Genomic DNA, 16391 nt, shown 5'->3' on the forward strand with positions numbered 1-16391 from the left:
GCGCAATGTAGCCCAGATCCGAGACGAATCAGCGGCCACATCCGTTTCTGCTGGTCGAATCGGTGCTTGTGCCTCTTTTTCACAGGAACAGAGGGGGTAGGGCGAGGACCATGACCGCCGACCAACTGACGTGCGTGAGAATCGGAGCCAGGATGCCACCGGACGCACGCCTCTGCAGACCCATCACGTAACCGAGCAGGACAGCCGCGAAGCCCAGCATCGGATTGCCGGATGCGAGGGTGGCAATCGCGTAGATGACGGTGGAGATGATGACCGGATGCTTGACCCCGATGGCCGAGTACAGGGCTCCCCGGAAGAAGATCTCCTCGGCGACGCCGTTGAGCAGCGCGATGAAGACGATCAGAACCAGTGACCCCACCCGGGCGTGTGCGAGCACGTTCTCGGTGAAGTCGGCCAGCGGCGGAATCTGCCGAACCACGAGTCCGCCGAGCAAGAAGACTCCGCCCACGGCGAGTCCGATCAGGATGGGGGTGACGATCGGCCGTCTGATCGACCCGCCGACCTGGATACGGCCCAGGTGCAGTGGTCCGGACGCAAATCCACCGATCGTCCAGACTGCGGCAAGCACCAGCGTCAGCGCATAGAACGTCGGGTCACCCGGCTCCGTCTTGAGCGAGAAGTACAGCACCGTCGCGCCGATCACCAAGGTGATCATCACGACGATTCGGCGCTTGCGAAACGCTGCGTCGGACTGTCGGTGATCGCGCTCGACCGGATCGACCAGAGCGGACTTCATCACGTTGAGCGCGGTCGTGGACCACGTTCCCATCACGCCTCCTCGGTATCGGTCAGTCGGCGTACGGCCGACCTCGCGCGTCGATTCACGTCGGCTATCACGTCGAGATTGGTGCGTACCGCTGCCGCGACGGGCTTGGCGTACAGCAGTCGACGCCCGCCGAGGGCTTCGATCAACCCCCAGGTGCGGTCCGAGGATGCCGCGACACCGCGACGTCTGATCCCCAGAGCGTCACCGCCGCTCCAGGCCGCGTCGGTGCGCGCGAGCCGAAGCGGATCCTTCAGCGCACACACACCGGGAGGGTCACCGACCATTCCCCGCACACTACGGGCCATGGCGTCGGCAATCGTGGTGAGACCTCGGGGAGGGTCCGGCACGAGTTCACGAATCCGACTCTCCGACGTCGTCATCGTGTTGTGCAGCGACCCGACGAGATCTTCGGCGAGTCCCGCGGGAACCGGAATGATCTTTCCGATGACCTTGCCTGCGAGCGAGGTCGGCACCAGCGGCACCGGAACGCCGATGCGCTGGAGGCCGGCAGCTTCGACGTACGCGAACACCAGATCTCGATACGGCACCACATCCGGCCCACCGATGTCGTAGGAACCCGCTGGGACTGCATCGGTGTCGGCGCTTGCGAGCAGATAGTGCAGAACGTCGTCCACGGCAATGGGCTGCACGGGCTCGGCGAGCCAACTCGGCAGCGGCAGCACCGGCAAGCGGTCGGCGAGGTAGCGCAACATCTCGTACGACGTCGAACCTGCACCCAGGACGATGGCCGCTCTGAGCCAGACCAGCTCGACGCCGTCCACCGTCAGAGCCTCGCCGACGTCCGCCCGGCTCGCGAGGTGCTCCGACAGCTGGTCGTCATCGGGTACGAAACCACCGAGGTAGACGATTCGGCGTACTCCCGCCCGCGCCGCCGCCGCGGCGAACTGCTCGGCAGACCGCCGGTCCTGCGCGCGGTAATCGGACTCGCCGATGGCATGCACGAGGTAATAGGCCACGTCGATGTCGCCGGACTGCGCGAACGCGGCAGCGCAGGACTGCTCGTCGGTGACATCGAGCGAGACTGCGGTGACGGAGTCGAAGAAGTCGAAGGTCCGCAGGTTGTCCGGCGTTCGGGAGCCGACGACGACCTCGAACTCGTCGGCCAGCAGAGCTGCCACCAACCGCGACCCGATGTACCCGCTGGCACCGGTGACGAGAGCTCTCATGCTTCGAGGCTAACGGCACTCGGGGCGTTGTGTCGGTGTGGCATTGTCGCTCCTATGGCTCTGGTCTTGGCAGGTGTGGTGCTCCCCGATCCCCTCGGTACCGAAACTGTGCTCCGGCGAGGAGTCGCGGTCGCTCGGGCCGGTGCGGGCTGGATGCTCACCACGACCGCTTTCGCGCTTACCCTGCCCGGCCGAATCGAAGCACTGCTGACGCGCATTGAGATGTTGATGACACGTATCGATCACGTGATCGACTCCGCCGACGCCGTGGTCGCCAGCGTGCAGCGGACAACCGGGGCCGCGGACGAGGTGGTCGCGTCGGCGTCGGTCGCCTCACACACCGCGCTGGAGCTGATCGAGTTGTTCGATCCCATCGCCAAGAAGTCCGAGCCCATGGCCCGCAAGTTCGTCGACAACCTGTCCGAGGAGGAAGTCGACGCCGCGATCGCGATGGTCGATCAGCTCCCCGGACTCCTCGATCACATGGAAGCGCTGCTTCCCATTCTCGCCACCCTCGACACGGTGTCCCCCGAGATTCACGAACTCCTCGGAGTCACCAAGGACGTTCGGCGCGCGGTCATCGGCATTCCGGGATTCAAGTTCTTCCGCAATCGCGGTGAGGACAAGCTCAACGAGGAGCTACGAGACGAAGAGAACTAGGCGCTCGGGCTCAACGCCCCCGGGCGAGCCTCGTACGTAGTCGCGTCCACCAGGACGATGCCTCCGAAACCGCCGCATTCGTGGGTGTCGCGGGCGACTGCGCCGCATGCTCGCGGGCCAGTCGGTCGACCTCGGCGCGGTTGATCCGCCAGCTCTCCATCCAGTTCTCGACGTCCACCGGGCCGAGCGGCACGATCGGCGGCGTCGGGAACCGAATCCAGTCGACGATGCGAGCGTTCAACTCGTCCAACACCTCTCGTGCCGAATCCTCGCGCCGAATGCCGATCAATGTCGACGGCAGCCGCTCGATCTCCTTGCGCAGCTGCAATGCAGTGGGCAGCAAGGCGTCGGCGGGCAGGTTCTCCCGTTTCAGGTAGCCCCGCACCCACCACAGCTCGTCGCCGGGATCGCCGACCGGGATCGGCTTGCCGGTGCCCTCCAGGCCCTCGAACGCACCGTTGTCCTGCGCCTCGCGAATCTGCTTGTCCACCCAGGACTCGAACGTGACTCCTGGTTTCTTGCGTTCGGTCACCCCGTCGACTGTAGATCCGGTGCCGGGCTCCACGCCACGGCTGCGAACACGACGAAGCCCCGACCCACGTAGGCGGGCCGGGGCCGGTGTCGCGCAGCGGTGCTGGTCAGCCGTACTCGGCGACCAGTCGATCGAATTCCTCGCGGTCGATGACCTGGGGCTCGTTGATGGCGAGAGCCTGCGCGTATTTGCTCGCCAGGTGGTAGTCGCGGCCGAGTGGCCCGTGCTCGGCATCGTCCTCGTCGGACTGGATGCTCGCGCCCGGAGGCACCTCATTCTGCAGGCCGTTGGTCTTGCTGCCGAGCAGAGCGTCGAGTTTCGCGGAAATCTTCTGCATGATCTCTTGGTCGTCGGTCATGGGGGCGGTGTACCCGAATCGCTCGAATCGACACCGCCGCACGCTCGGGGAACGGCGTGAGGGTTATCTGTCGGTGCCCGGGGGCATGATGATGGGATGGCCAGGCAGAGTACGGGCACCGACGCAGCGGGCGAGCTGTCGGTGATGCAGAAGTTGTCGCGGCCGACCCGGGAATGGTTCACCGGCGCTTTTCCCGCTCCGACGTCCGCGCAGTTGGGCGCGTGGTCGTCCATCTCGAGTGGTTCGCACACCCTCGTGGTTGCTCCGACGGGTTCGGGCAAGACGCTCTCGGCCTTCCTGTGGGCCCTGGACGAGCTTGCGCAGCTGGGTGCGGACAGCACCCGCAAGACCAAAGTCCTCTACATCTCGCCGCTCAAGGCCCTTGCCGTCGACGTCGAGCGCAACCTGCGCGCTCCCCTCGTCGGCATCACCCAGACCGCCAAGCGCCTCGGCCTGAACCCACCGGAGATCTCGCTCGGTGTGCGATCCGGCGACACCAGCGCCGCCGACCGCAGGAACATGATCAAGACTCCGCCGGACATCCTGATCACCACCCCGGAGTCGCTGTTCCTCATGCTCACCTCGGCCGCGCGAGACATCCTCGCCGAGGTCGACACTGTCATCGTCGACGAGGTACACGCCGTCGCAGGCACCAAACGTGGCGCACACCTCGCGGTGTCTCTCGAACGGCTCGACGCGATGCTGGACAAGCCGGCTCAACGCATCGGCCTGTCCGCGACGGTGCGACCCCACGAGGAGGTCGGCCGATTCCTGGCCGGTGCCGCTCCCATCGAGATCGTCGCTCCGCCTGCACCGAAGACGTTCGATCTGACGGTCCAGGTGCCGGTCGAGGACATGACCGAACTGGGCGTCACCGACCCGAATGCGGACACCTCGGCCGCTCCCCCGGCGCAGGGATCCATCTGGCCCCACGTCGAGGAGAAGATGGTCGATCTCATCCTCGAGCACAAATCGTGCATCGTCTTCGCCAATTCTCGACGGCTCGCAGAGCGGCTCACTGCGCGGCTCAACGAGGTGTACGCCGAACGGATCGGCGACGGCGTCGACACCGAGCACAAACCGCCCTCGCAGGTCGGCACTCCCAACGACGTGAACCACGGTGCCGATCCGTTGCTGGCCCGAGCCCACCACGGCAGTGTCAGCAAGGATCAGCGCGCGCTGATCGAAGACGATCTCAAGACCGGCAGGCTGCGCTGCGTCGTCGCCACCAGCAGCCTCGAACTCGGAATCGACATGGGCGCAGTCGATCTGGTCGTCCAGGTCGAAGCGCCACCATCGGTGGCGAGTGGATTGCAACGCGTCGGACGCGCAGGTCACCAGGTCGGCGAGATCTCCAAGGGCGTGTTGTTCCCCAAGCACCGGACCGACCTGATCCACTGCGCCGTCACCGTCGAACGCATGACGTCGGGCAAGATCGAGGCGTTGTTCGTTCCCGCCAATCCACTCGACGTGCTGGCGCAGCAGACGGTGGCGGCCTGCGCCCTCGAACCGATCGACGCCGAGGACTGGTTCGATTCCGTCCGTCGCACAGGCAGTTTCGCCACGCTGCCCCGTTCGGCATCCGAGTCGACTCTCGACCTGCTCTCGGGTCGTTACCCCTCGGACGAGTTCGCGGAACTGCGGCCGCGGCTGGTGTGGGACCGCGACGCGAACACTCTCACCGGCCGTCCCGGCTCGCAACGGCTGGCCGTCACCTCCGGTGGCACCATCCCCGACCGCGGCCTGTTCACCGTCTACATGGTGGGCGAAAAGCAGTCCAGGGTAGGCGAACTCGACGAGGAGATGGTCTACGAATCGCGAGTGGGTGACGTGTTCGCTCTCGGTGCCACCAGCTGGCGCATCGAGGAGATCACCCACGATCGGGTGCTCGTCAGCCCGGCGTACGGCCAACCCGGCCGGCTCCCCTTCTGGCACGGCGACGGCCTGGGCCGGCCGGCCGAACTGGGCCACGCCCTGGGCGAGTTCCTGCGCAGCACCACCGATCGCAGCAACTTGGCCGACCGGCTGAGCTCCGACGGTCTCGACGCCAACGCGGTCAACAACCTCATCGCATTGCTCGACGAGCAACTCGAGGCCACCGGCCAGCTCCCCACCGACAAGACGATGATCGTCGAGCGGTTCCGCGACGAACTCGGTGACTGGCGGCTCGTGCTGCATTCCACCTACGGTCAGCAGGTGCACGCGCCGTGGGCACTCGCAGTCGGCGCGAGGCTGATCGAGCGATACGGCATCGACGCCGCGCCCACCGCATCCGACGACGGCATCATCGTCCGGCTTCCGGACACCGACGACCAGCCGCCGGGCGCAGAACTGTTCGTCTTCGAGCGCGACGAGATCGCCGACATCGTCACCGAGCAGGTCGGCGGGTCGGCTCTGTTCGCATCGAGATTCCGCGAATGTGCCGCTCGCGCACTGCTTCTCCCCCGCCGCAACCCGGGCAAGCGAGCGCCGCTGTGGCAGCAGCGCCAGCGTTCGGCTCAACTGCTCGACGTGGCACGCAAGTACCCGACGTTCCCGATCCTGCTCGAGACCGTCCGCGAGTGCCTGCAAGACGTGTACGACCTCCCCGCCCTCGAGGACATCCTGGCCAGAATCGGCCGACGCCAGATCAGAATCGTCGACGCCGAGACGCCGTCACCGTCCCCGTTCGCCAACTCGCTGCTGTTCAACTACGTCGGCGCATTCATGTACGAGGGCGACAGCCCGTTGGCCGAACGCCGAGCCGCCGCACTGTCACTCGACTCGGCGCTCCTCGCCGAGCTGCTCGGACGCGTCGAACTGAGAGAGCTGCTCGACGACAGCGTCATCACCACCACCGAACTCGAGCTACAGCGCCTCCCCGAGGACCGCCACGCCAAGGACATCGAAGGCGTCGCGGACCTGCTGCGACTGCTCGGTCCGCTGACCGTCGAGGAAGTCGGCCTTCGAACCGACGGCGACGAATACCCGCAGTGGCTCACCGAACTCGCCGACGCCAAGCGGGCGATGGAGGTCTCGTTCGCCGGCAAGAACTGGTGGACGGCGATCGAGGACGCCGCTCGGCTGCGCGACGCACTGGGCGTCCCGCTCCCCATCGGAACTCCGTCCGCCTTCATCGAACCCGTCGACGACCCGCTGGTCGACCTGATCAGCCGGTACGCCCGAACCCACGGACCGTTCACCCTCGACGACGCGGCGGCGCGCTTCGGGGTGGGCACCGCCGTGGTACGCGACGTCCTGCGCAGACTCGCCGTCGACAAGCGCGTCGTCGAGGGCGAATTTCGGCCCGGAGCCACCGGCAGCGAATGGTGCGAGGCCGAGGTCCTGCGACGTTTGCGGCGCCGGTCGCTCGCTGCGGCCCGGCAGGAGATCGAACCCGTCTCCACCGCCACCCTCGGCCGCTTCCTGCCGGCGTGGCAGCACGTGGACAGCCGACGCCTGAGCGGAATCGACGGCGTCGCAACCGTCATCGAACAGCTTGCGGGCGTTCCTGTTCCGGCATCGGCCTGGGAATCACTCGTGCTCTCGTCGCGGGTGACGGACTACAGTCCGGCGATGCTCGACGAACTGACCTCCACCGGAGAGGTGTTGTGGTCGGGACACGGCGCGATCTCCTCGAAGGACGGCTGGGTGAGCCTGCACATGGCCGACACCGCTCCGCTGACTCTCGTGCCCGCTGCCGAATCCGACCTGTCGGAGTTGCAGATTCGCATTCAGGACGCCGTTGCGGGCGGCGGCGCGTACTTCTTCCGCCAACTCTCCGACACCGTCGGCAGTACCGATGACACCGCACTTCAGGCCGCCCTGTGGGAGCTGGTGTGGGCGGGCCGTCTGAGCAACGACACATTCGCCCCGCTGCGCGCGCTGTTGAACTCCACGACCACCCGCTCGGCCCCGAGCCATCGAGCACCGCGTCGCACACCGCGGTTGCGCTCGTACCGGCAGTTCGAGCGGCCGTCCCTGCCCACCCGCACCGGACCTCCTACCGCGGGTGGACGATGGTCGAGGTTGCCCGAGCTCGAACCCGACCTGACCGTCCGCGCCCATGCGACCGCCGATGTACTGCTCGAACGCTACGGCGTGGTGACCCGCGGCTCGGTGATGAACGAGGGCGTGCCCGGCGGATTCGCCACGATGTACAAGGTGCTCACCGGATTCGAGGATTCCGGTCGCTGCCGTCGCGGCTACTTCGTCGATTCCCTCGGCGGAGCGCAGTTCTCCACCTCCGATGTGGTGGACCGGTTGCGCAGCTACGACGAACCGAAGAAGAACGCCACCGCCGTCGTGCTCGCGTCGTGCGATCCGGCCAACCCCTACGGCGGAGCACTGCCCTGGCCGAAAGCAGGCATCGGCGAGGCCGGTGTCGGAGACAAGCCGGACGAGACGACGAAGCATCGGCCGGGTCGCAAGGCCGGTGCACTGGTGGTCCTCGTCCGGGGCGAGTTGACGATGTTCGTCGAACGCGGCGGAAAGTCGGTGCTGACGTTCGGTGAGAACACCGAGGACATCGGCGCTGCAGCAACCGCATTGGCGGCCACCGTTCGCCGCGGCGGAGTCGACAAGCTACTCGTCGAGCGGATCAACGGTCACGATATTCACGGCACCGACTTCGCCAAGACCCTGACCGAGGCCGGTTTCTCGGCGACGCCACGCGGCCTTCGTCTGCGTCGCTGAAGCACCGCAACACTCCCCAGGAACGAGAAAGGACACCGATGCCCGAGGGCGATACCGTCTGGCGCGCTGCGAACACTCTGCGGGCAGCGCTGGAAGGCCAGCGACTGACGACCTGCGACATTCGCGTACCCCGTTACGCCACAGTCGACTTCACCGGAGAGACCGTCGATTCCGTCGCCTCACGCGGTAAGCACCTGCTGATCAGAGTCGGCGGCTACGTCATTCATTCGCATCTGAAGATGGAGGGCACCTGGCACGTCTACGCACCCGGCGCTCGCTGGCGTCGCCCCGCGTTCCAGGCACGCATCATCTTGAACACCGCCGACGCGCAGGCCATCGGGTTCGAACTCGGAGTGCTCGACATCGTCGAGGACGAGGACGAGGTTGTCGGCTATCTCGGACCGGATCTACTGGGTCCCGACTGGGACCCGAAAACCGCTTTGACCAATCTGGAGTCGGATCCGGCTCGTCCCGTCGGACTCGCTCTCCTCGATCAGCGCAACATCGCAGGGCTCGGCAACGTCTATCGAAACGAGATCTGCTTCCTGCGTGGCATAGACCCGCGTACACCGGTCGGCGACGCCGGTGACCTGAAGAAGACGATCGACCTGTCCTATCGATTGATCATGGCCAACAAGGATCGAAACCAACGCGTCACTACCGGGGATCGACGCCCGGGCCGACACTTCTGGGTGTACGGCCGGGAGAACAAGCCATGCCGACGCTGCGGAACCACCATCGAATTCGGCCTGATCGGAGACAATCCACTCGAGGAACGGCAGATCTACCACTGCCCGCACTGCCAGAACTGAGGTCTGGCGAGATCGTCCGGTCCGTGGTGTCCTTTTCGACGAACCTCGTTCGTCCTTCGTGTGTAGGTCGACGAACGGCGCCGACCACGACGATTCCAAGGAGACCTCATGACCACGTACGCAGCCATCGTCTACACCCATGACGCCGACTGGACCTCGCCCGAGGTCGCGGACGAGATGGCCGAATACGGTGCATTCAGTGCCGCGGCCGGACCCGCGATCATCGGCGGAGCGGTCCTTCACCCCACCTCGACCGCCACCACCGTGCGCGTGTCGGGCGGGAAGGGAGGTGACGTCCTGACAACGGACGGTCCGTTCGCCGAAGCAAAAGAGGTACTCGCGGGGTTCTTCCTCCTCGAGGCACAGGACCTCGATGCCGCGATCGCACTGGCCGCACAGATCCCAGCGGCATGGAACGGAGCAATCGAAGTACGGCCGATCATCCCGATGGCTCAGTGAGCACACCGGCCGAGCACCTGGCGGCCGTGGTCCGTGACGAGGGTCGCCGAGTGCTGGCGACCCTCGTGCGCACCACCGGCAGCCTTGCCGTCGCCGAGGACGCAGTCTCCGAGGCTGTGGTGACCGCACTCGCTCACTGGCCTCGATCGGGTGTCCCCGACAATCCGCGCGCCTGGCTCACGACCGTGGCTCGAAACAAGGCACTCGACATCATCAGACGCGAGGCCGGGCGCACCACGAAGGAACGAGAGGCGGCGGATCTCGCCGTGCTGAAGCAGAATTGGAGCGAGAGCGACGAGTCCGCGATCGCCGACGATCTGTTGCGGTTGGTCTTCACCTGCTGTCATCCGACGCTCTCCGTCGACGCCCAGGTGGCACTGAGCCTGCGCACGCTCTGCGGGCTCGCCACGTCCGACATCGCCCGATTGATGCTCGTGCCCGAGGCCACCATGGCCAAACGCCTCACACGCGCGAAGAAGAAGATCGCAGCTGCCAACATTCCGTATCGAGTACCGGATTCGGCAGAGTTACCGCAACGACTCGACGCTGTGGCCACCACGGTGTATCTGATGTTCACCGCCGGCCATCTCGGGGGCGAGACGCTGGTGCGGCCGCAGCTGTGCGACGAGGCACTTCGGTTGGCCCGCTTGCTGATCGACCTGATGCCGGACGAGCCGTCACTCCAGGGGCTTCTGGCCCTCATGCTGTTCACGGACTCGCGCCGGGCGACCAGGACCGATGAATCGGGCGGCCTCGCCAGGCTGGAGGATCAGGGCGGATCGGGGTGGAATCGAGAGGCTATCGAGGAGGGTGCTCGGTTGATGGACAGTGCACTGCGTCGCAACGACTCTCGGCCCAGCCGCTACACCATCCAGGCAGCCATCGCAGCATGTCACTCCACTGCAGCGACCTACGCCGACACCGATTGGTCACGAATCGTCATGTTGTACGACGCGCTCGTGGTTGTGGAGAACACCCCGATCGTGGCACTGAACCGCGGTGTCGCCGTAGGGGAAAGCCAGGGTCCTGCCGCCGGGCTCGACGCACTCGACGCCATCGATTCTCTCGGCAGCCACTACCTGTGGCATGCCTGTCGAGCTGTGATGCTCGATCGCCTGGACCGCATGGAAGAGGCCGAGAACGCACGAACGGCTGCGCTTGCTCTCGACCCGTCGCCGGTCGAGAGAGCGTATCTCCGGGCGCAGCTCGCGCCGTCCTCGCGCCCTGTCGAGCAAAGACGGGATGAAACCTGAAAGCTCCCTGTCAGGTGCGGCCAAGCCTGTTCACAGCTTCGCCGATCACCATGGATCGTATGTTGACACTTGCGATACTCACCCTGCTGATCATGGCCGTGTCCGGCGCGACAGCTGCTCGCGCACCCCGGACGCTGGTTCGTCTGCGCTAGATCGTGCGAACGGGTTCGAGGATTTCCTGGCGGGCCTCGGGAGCGACGACTCGCAGAGCGTCCGCCGAGGCGTCGTCGGGCTGGCGCTGTGACTCGATCTCGGCTTCCACCCGGGCGCGGTAGGTCTCGACCTCACGGTCCACCGTGGCCTCGTCCCAACCCAGGACAGGTGCGATCAACGCCGCAACCTGACCCGCACAGTTCATCCCGCGATGGGAGTACTCGATGGAAATCCTGGTACGACGCGACAGCACGTCCTCGAGATGCAGTGCGCCCTCGGCTGCTGCGGCGTACACCACCTCCACCTGAAGGTAGGCCGGCGCATCGGTGAGTGGTTGCAGCAGTTCGGGTTTGCCGTCGGCCATCGCCAGCACCTCGTCGATCAACGAACCGTACCGATCGAGCAGATGCGTCACCCGATGTGGATGCAGCTTGTACATCTCACCCAGATGCGGTGCCTGATTGACCAGGGCGAAGTACCCGTCGGCACCGACGAGGGGCACCTTCTCGGTGATCGAGGACGCCACCCGCACCGGGATGTCCTCGGCCGCCAGATCGACGGCGTCCTCGGCCATCACTCGGTAGGTCGTGTACTTGCCGCCGGCGATGGCGATGAGTCCCGGGGCCACCCGAGCGACCGCGTGCTCGCGAGAGAGCTTGGAGGTCTCGTCGCTCTCGCCTGCCAGCAGTGGCCGCAGGCCCGCGTACACACCGTCGATGTCCGCGTGGGCGAGCGGCGTGACGAGCACGCCGTTGACCTCGCCCAGGATGTAGTCGATGTCGGCTTTGGTGGCGGCCGGGTGTGCCAGATCGAGATTCCAGTCGGTGTCGGTGGTACCGATGATCCAGTGCGCACCCCACGGAATGATGAACAGCACCGACTTCTCGGTGCGCAGAATGATCGCGGCCTCGCTGACGATTCGATCCCGCGGCACCACGATGTGCACGCCCTTCGAGGCGCGTACGCGGAAGCGTCCGCGCATGTTGGACAGCGACTGAATCTCGTCGGTCCACACGCCGGTGGCGTTGATCACCACGTGTGCCCGCACCTCGGTGGTGGCACCGGTCTCCGAATCACGCACGCGCACACCGGAAACCCGGTCGGCCTCACGCAGGAAGCCGACGACCTGGGTGGAGGTCCGCACCACTGCGCCGTAATGAGCGGCCGTCCTGGCGACGGTCATGGTGTGCCGGGCGTCGTCGACGACGGTGTCGTAGTACCTGATCCCGCCGATCAACGACTTGCGTTTGATCCCGGGCGACATCCGCAGCGCACCGGATCGAGTCAGGTGCTTCTGCTGCGGCACCGATTTGGCCCCACCCATCCGGTCGTACAGAAAAATACCCGCGGCGATGTACGGACGCTCCCACAACCGGTGAGTGAGCGGGAAGAGGAACTTCAGCGGCTTGACCAAGTGCGGTGCGAGCGTGGACAGGGAAAGTTCGCGTTCGTGCAGGGCCTCACGCACCAGTCCGAACTCGAGCTGCTCGAGGTATCGAAGCCCGCCGTGGAACATCTTGGACGAGCGAGACGACGTTCCCGACGCGTAATCCCGCGCCTCGACCAGCGCCACCTTCAGTCCGCGCGTCGCCGCGTCGAGGGCTGCACCGGAGCCGACGACGCCACCGCCGATCACCACCACGTCGAACTGCTCGGTTCCGAGCTGGTCCCACGCCTCCACCCGCTGGTCGGGTCCGAGGAACTTCGTATTCGATCGGTTGCTCATCTCGAACGCTCCATATCCATCGAAAATCCCCGCATTGCTTGCACGTCAGGCTACCGCCCCAGGTCCTCCGGGCGCAGAACCTGCCGTGGTCGAAACGGTCCGGTCGAAGCAGTCGGGTCGGGGCAATCGGGTCAGCGCACTCGCATCGACGCCGAGTGCGCGGCACCCAATCGTCGCACTGCCTCTGCCAGCACGGCCGGGGTCGATCCGGCGAAGCTCAACCGCAGCGAGTAACGGTACTGCGCATCCGAAGCAAACGCCGTGCCCGGCACGAAGGCAACTCCGTGATCGAGCGCCGCGTCGAGCAACTCACCGGTGTCGGTTCCGTCCCGGAAGGTGGCCCAGGCGAACATGCCACCCTCGGGGCGCGAGACGGTGAGCCGATCACCGAACTCGGCGACGAGAGCATTCGTCGATGCCGTTGCGCGAGAGCCGTACTCGCGCCGCAGAACGACCAAATGCGCATCGAGCCACGCGGTGTCGGCGAGCATCTCCGCTGCCATCAGCTGCGTCAACGAGGATCCACACAGATCCGCGCCCTGCTTGAGCAGTTCCACCGCCGCACAGATGCTGGGCGGGGCGACGAACCAGCCGACACGGAGCGTCGGAGCGAGGATCTTCGACGCACTGGAGAGTCGAATGACGCGATCGCTGTGACACGCGATCGGCAGCGGCGGAGCGCCGATATCGGATTCCGTTGTGTCGAAACATATCTCACCGTACGGGTCGTCCTCGATGACCCAGAACCCGTAACGATCCGCGAGCGCCGCGAGGTGGCGTCGACGCTGCTCGCTCATCGTGACTCCCCGCGGATTGTGGAAGTTCGCGACGGTGTGGACCACCGCGGGACGCAGCCCCGCCGCCAGTCTGCGTTCGAGTTCGTCGGTGTCCATTCCGGTATCGGTGATGGGAATGGACTCGATGCGCGCTTCGGCGATCGAGAACACCTGCAGCGCACCGGTGTACGCGGGCTCGTCGACCACGACGACAGCACCGGGGTCGATCAGAGCCTGCGCGAGCAACGTCAGGGCCTGTTGCGAACCGTGCGTCACGATGACGGACTCGACCGGAACGGGCATTCCCCCGCGCGTGAGCGATTCCCTGGCTGCAACGACGCTACGCAGAGTGCGGTGGCCGGATGTCTCGCAGTACTGCACCGCGTCGGGGCGACGAAGCGCAGCCTCGGCTGCTGCGGCGATGCGGTCGATCGGTATCAGATCGGTGGCCGGTAGACCTCCGGCGAGGCTGATCACATCGTCGCGTGCAGTCAGAGCGAGGAGGTCACGGATGGCCGAGCTGGTGAACGAGCCGGTGCGGGCGGCCAGGCCGGCGGGACGGTACGTGGTGGACATGAGAGAGGCTCCGGGGCAGCAGGAATGGGGAGACGGCCCGCGGATCCGCTGAGTCGAAGAAGGAGCGGACGGGTGTGTCCACTCCTTCGACTGTCTCACGTGCTACCGAAATATGAAACGCAATTCTCACATGATGAGATCAGTCCAGATCGTCGTGCGCCATCAGCTGACGCGCGGCCTCGATGACCGAACCGGACAGCGACGGGTACACCGAGAACGTGTTCGCCAGGTCGTTGACTGAGAGGTTGTTCTGTACCGCCATCGCGATGGGCAGAATCAGCTCCGACGCACTCGGGGCGACCACGACACCACCGATGACGACGCCGGTCGCCGGGCGGCAGAAGATCTTCACGAAACCACGCTTGAGCCCACTCATCTTCGCTCGGGGATTCGTTGTCAACGGCAGCATCACGACGCGCGCCGGTACGTCGCCGGCGTCGATCTTGGACTGCGCGACGCCGACCGACGCGATCTCCGGCCGCGTGAACACCGCCGAGGCGACGGTCTTGAGCTTGATCGGGCTGACGGCCTGTCCCAGTGCGTGATACATCGCAATGCGTCCCTGCATCGCCGCAACCGAGGCCAGCGGCAGCAGACCGGTGCAGTCACCGGCTGCATAGATGCCCGCGACGGCGGTCCGCGAGACGCGATCCACCCGCAGGTATCCGCCCTTGTCGAGTTCGATGCCCACCTTCTCGAGTCCGAGACCGGACGTGTTGGGTACCGATCCGACGGTCATCAGCGCGTGGCTGCCCTCGACGGTGCGGCCGTCCGACAGCGTGACCAGAACGCCGTCGTCGGTGCGAACGACCGAATCGGCGCGGGCGTGCTTGACGAGGGTGACGCCGCGCTCGTTGAACGCGTCCTCGAGCACCAACGCGGCGTCCTCGTCCTCGTGCGGAAGGACGCGGTCGCGGCTCGAGACCGCGGTGACCTTGACGCCCATCTCGGTGTAGGCCGAGACGAACTCGGCACCGGTCACACCGGATCCGACAACCACCAGGTGCTCGGGGAGGGACTCGAGATCGTAGAGCTGACGCCAGTTGAGGATGCGTTCGCCGTCGGGCTCGGCTCCCTTGACCACGCGGGGACGGGCACCGGTCGCGATGAGCACGACATCGGCGTCGAGGATGCGCTCCTCGCCGTCGGCGAGCACCGCCTTGATCTGGTGCGAGGCCATCCCGACGTGGGAGTCGATCATCTCGGCGCGTCCGGCCAGCAGCTCCACGCCGACGGAGGTGACGCGGTGGGCGATGTCGGAGGACTGCGCCTGCGCGAGGCTCTTCACACGGTCGTGAATCTTCGGCAGCGCGACGGCCGCCTGCGACGGATCGAGGGAGATACCGAGGTCGCTGGCTCGACGCATCTCGGTGCGAATGCCGGTCGAAGCGATGAACGTCTTCGACGGCACGCAGTCCCAGAGAACGCAGGCACCGCCGATACCGTCGGAATCGACGAGCGTCACCTCTCCGCCGTACTGTGCGGCAACCAACGCTGCTTCGTACCCTGCCGGACCACCACCGATGATCACAATCCGGGTCATTGATCCTCTTCTCGCATGCTCGAAATCTCTCGCTGTGTCGCGTCAACGGTATTCCAGAGGGCGCCCTCGCGCGTCGGTAGGGCTGGCTTGCCTTGCCCCGTAGGAGGGCGGACCTGCGGCGACGCACCGAAACACGACCACGAGGCGTCAGTGTGCACCGATACGGTTTAGGCTGGCCGACGTGCCAATTTATGCCGCCTACGGATCCAACATGCATCCGGAGCAGATGTTGCAGCGATGCCCTCACTCGCCCCTGTCGGGAACCGGGTGGCTGCACGGATGGCGGTTGACCTTCGGCGGTGGCGACATCGGTTGGGAAGGCGCGCTGGCCACGGTCGTGGAGGATCCCGACTCCCAGGTCTTCGTCGTGCTCTACGACGTGTCCGAGGAGGACGAGGAGAGCCTGGATCGCTGGGAGGGCTCGGAACTCGGTATTCACCGGAAGATCCGGTTGCGCATCGAGACCGGCCGGGAGCCGGTGCTCGCCTGGATGTACGTGCTCGACGCCTACGAGGGCGGCCTACCGTCGGCACGCTACCTCGGAGTCATGGCCGAGGCAGCCGAAATCGCCGGTGCCCCAGCCGAATACGTGCGAGACCTACGTACCCGCAACAGCCGCAACGTCGGTCCCGGTACCGCCTCGTAGTTCGAGGGACGGATCAGAAGTAGTTCTTCATCACCGACGCCACCCAGGCCGGCTCGGTCACGTCCGCACGTTCCGGAACCATGGACTGCAGGAACGGTTTCACGTCGAGGACCGGTGAGCCGTCGATCGCGTCGAGACCTCGGACTCGGATGCGCAGTCCGTCCACGTCGACGATCTCGCAACGCGACACTCCGAGATGATTGGGCCGGTCCTTGACCCGTTGAGCGAGGACACCCACCCGAGGAAGCG

At 65.9% G+C, this 16391-nt stretch carries 14 protein-coding genes; 6 read left to right on the forward strand and 8 right to left on the reverse strand.

Annotation, left to right across the window (positions count from 1 at the left end; all coding sequences use genetic code 11):
* Positions 1–79 precede the first annotated feature (79 nt).
* Both A2J02_RS17015 and A2J02_RS17020 read right to left on the reverse strand, forming a co-directional pair.
* Positions 80–790 (reverse strand): CPBP family intramembrane glutamic endopeptidase, encoded by a 711-nt coding sequence (locus A2J02_RS17015; protein WP_068051435.1) that lies wholly within the window; start codon positions 788–790, stop codon positions 80–82.
* A complete protein-coding gene (locus A2J02_RS17020; RefSeq protein ID WP_068051437.1) occupies positions 790–1974 on the reverse strand; it encodes an NAD(P)H-binding protein in 1185 nt (394 codons plus the stop codon). Before A2J02_RS17020 ends, A2J02_RS17015 begins: the two co-directional genes overlap by 1 nt.
* 54 nt (positions 1975–2028) lie before the next feature.
* Between A2J02_RS17020 and A2J02_RS17025 the strand changes: the two genes are divergently transcribed.
* Entirely contained in the window at positions 2029–2634 is a 606-nt protein-coding gene (locus A2J02_RS17025) for a ribulose 1,5-bisphosphate carboxylase large subunit (RefSeq protein WP_068051439.1), read from the forward strand.
* 10 nt (positions 2635–2644) lie between these two features.
* Here A2J02_RS17025 and A2J02_RS17030 read toward each other — a convergent pair whose 3' ends face one another.
* Both A2J02_RS17030 and A2J02_RS17035 read right to left on the reverse strand, forming a co-directional pair.
* A complete protein-coding gene (locus A2J02_RS17030; RefSeq protein ID WP_068051463.1) occupies positions 2645–3166 on the reverse strand; it encodes a J-domain-containing protein in 522 nt (173 codons plus the stop codon).
* 106 nt (positions 3167–3272) lie between these two features.
* Positions 3273–3524, reverse strand: a complete 252-nt coding sequence (locus A2J02_RS17035) for a modification methylase HgiDII (RefSeq protein WP_068051442.1) — start codon at positions 3522–3524, stop codon at positions 3273–3275.
* 96 nt (positions 3525–3620) lie between these two features.
* Between A2J02_RS17035 and A2J02_RS17040 the strand changes: the two genes are divergently transcribed.
* From A2J02_RS17040 to A2J02_RS17055, 4 genes are all read left to right on the forward strand, one after another.
* Positions 3621–8198 carry an ATP-dependent helicase gene (locus A2J02_RS17040; protein WP_068051444.1) on the forward strand — a complete coding sequence of 1526 codons (4578 nt, stop codon included), beginning with the start codon at positions 3621–3623 and terminating at the stop codon, positions 8196–8198.
* A 38-nt stretch (positions 8199–8236) separates the two neighbouring features.
* Complete coding sequence (locus A2J02_RS17045) at positions 8237–9010, forward strand: DNA-formamidopyrimidine glycosylase family protein (RefSeq protein WP_068051446.1); 774 nt, start codon at positions 8237–8239, stop codon at positions 9008–9010.
* A 108-nt stretch (positions 9011–9118) separates the two neighbouring features.
* On the forward strand, positions 9119–9469 hold the full coding sequence (locus A2J02_RS17050) for a YciI family protein (protein ID WP_068051448.1): 351 nt from the start codon (positions 9119–9121) through the stop codon (positions 9467–9469).
* A complete protein-coding gene (locus A2J02_RS17055; protein WP_231911474.1) occupies positions 9466–10722 on the forward strand; it encodes an RNA polymerase sigma factor in 1257 nt (418 codons plus the stop codon). Before A2J02_RS17050 ends, A2J02_RS17055 begins: the two co-directional genes overlap by 4 nt.
* Before the next feature lie 148 nt (positions 10723–10870).
* Here A2J02_RS17055 and glpD read toward each other — a convergent pair whose 3' ends face one another.
* The 3 genes from glpD to A2J02_RS17070 form a co-directional block, all read right to left on the reverse strand.
* Positions 10871–12601 carry a glycerol-3-phosphate dehydrogenase gene (gene glpD, locus A2J02_RS17060; RefSeq protein ID WP_068051452.1) on the reverse strand — a complete coding sequence of 577 codons (1731 nt, stop codon included), beginning with the start codon at positions 12599–12601 and terminating at the stop codon, positions 10871–10873.
* A gap of 131 nt (positions 12602–12732) precedes the next feature.
* Complete coding sequence (locus A2J02_RS17065; protein ID WP_068051454.1) at positions 12733–13953, reverse strand: aminotransferase-like domain-containing protein; 1221 nt, start codon at positions 13951–13953, stop codon at positions 12733–12735.
* A 139-nt stretch (positions 13954–14092) separates the two neighbouring features.
* Positions 14093–15496: an NAD(P)H-quinone dehydrogenase gene (locus A2J02_RS17070; protein ID WP_068051456.1), complete on the reverse strand. Its 1404-nt coding sequence runs from the start codon at positions 15494–15496 to the stop codon at positions 14093–14095.
* A gap of 181 nt (positions 15497–15677) precedes the next feature.
* On the opposite strand from A2J02_RS17070, the gene A2J02_RS17075 reads away from it, so the two are divergent.
* Positions 15678–16142, forward strand: coding sequence for a gamma-glutamylcyclotransferase (locus tag A2J02_RS17075; protein WP_037188123.1), 465 nt, complete (start codon positions 15678–15680; stop codon positions 16140–16142).
* A 13-nt stretch (positions 16143–16155) separates the two neighbouring features.
* On the opposite strand, the gene A2J02_RS17080 is transcribed toward A2J02_RS17075, so the two are convergent.
* Positions 16156–16391, reverse strand: a 236-nt coding sequence (locus tag A2J02_RS17080) for a TrmO family methyltransferase domain-containing protein (protein ID WP_197478047.1), incomplete at its 5' end; no start/stop codon positions are given.

It is taken from the genome of Rhodococcus sp. EPR-147, from assembly GCF_001647185.1.
Classification (GTDB): Bacteria; Actinomycetota; Actinomycetes; order Mycobacteriales; family Mycobacteriaceae; genus Rhodococcoides.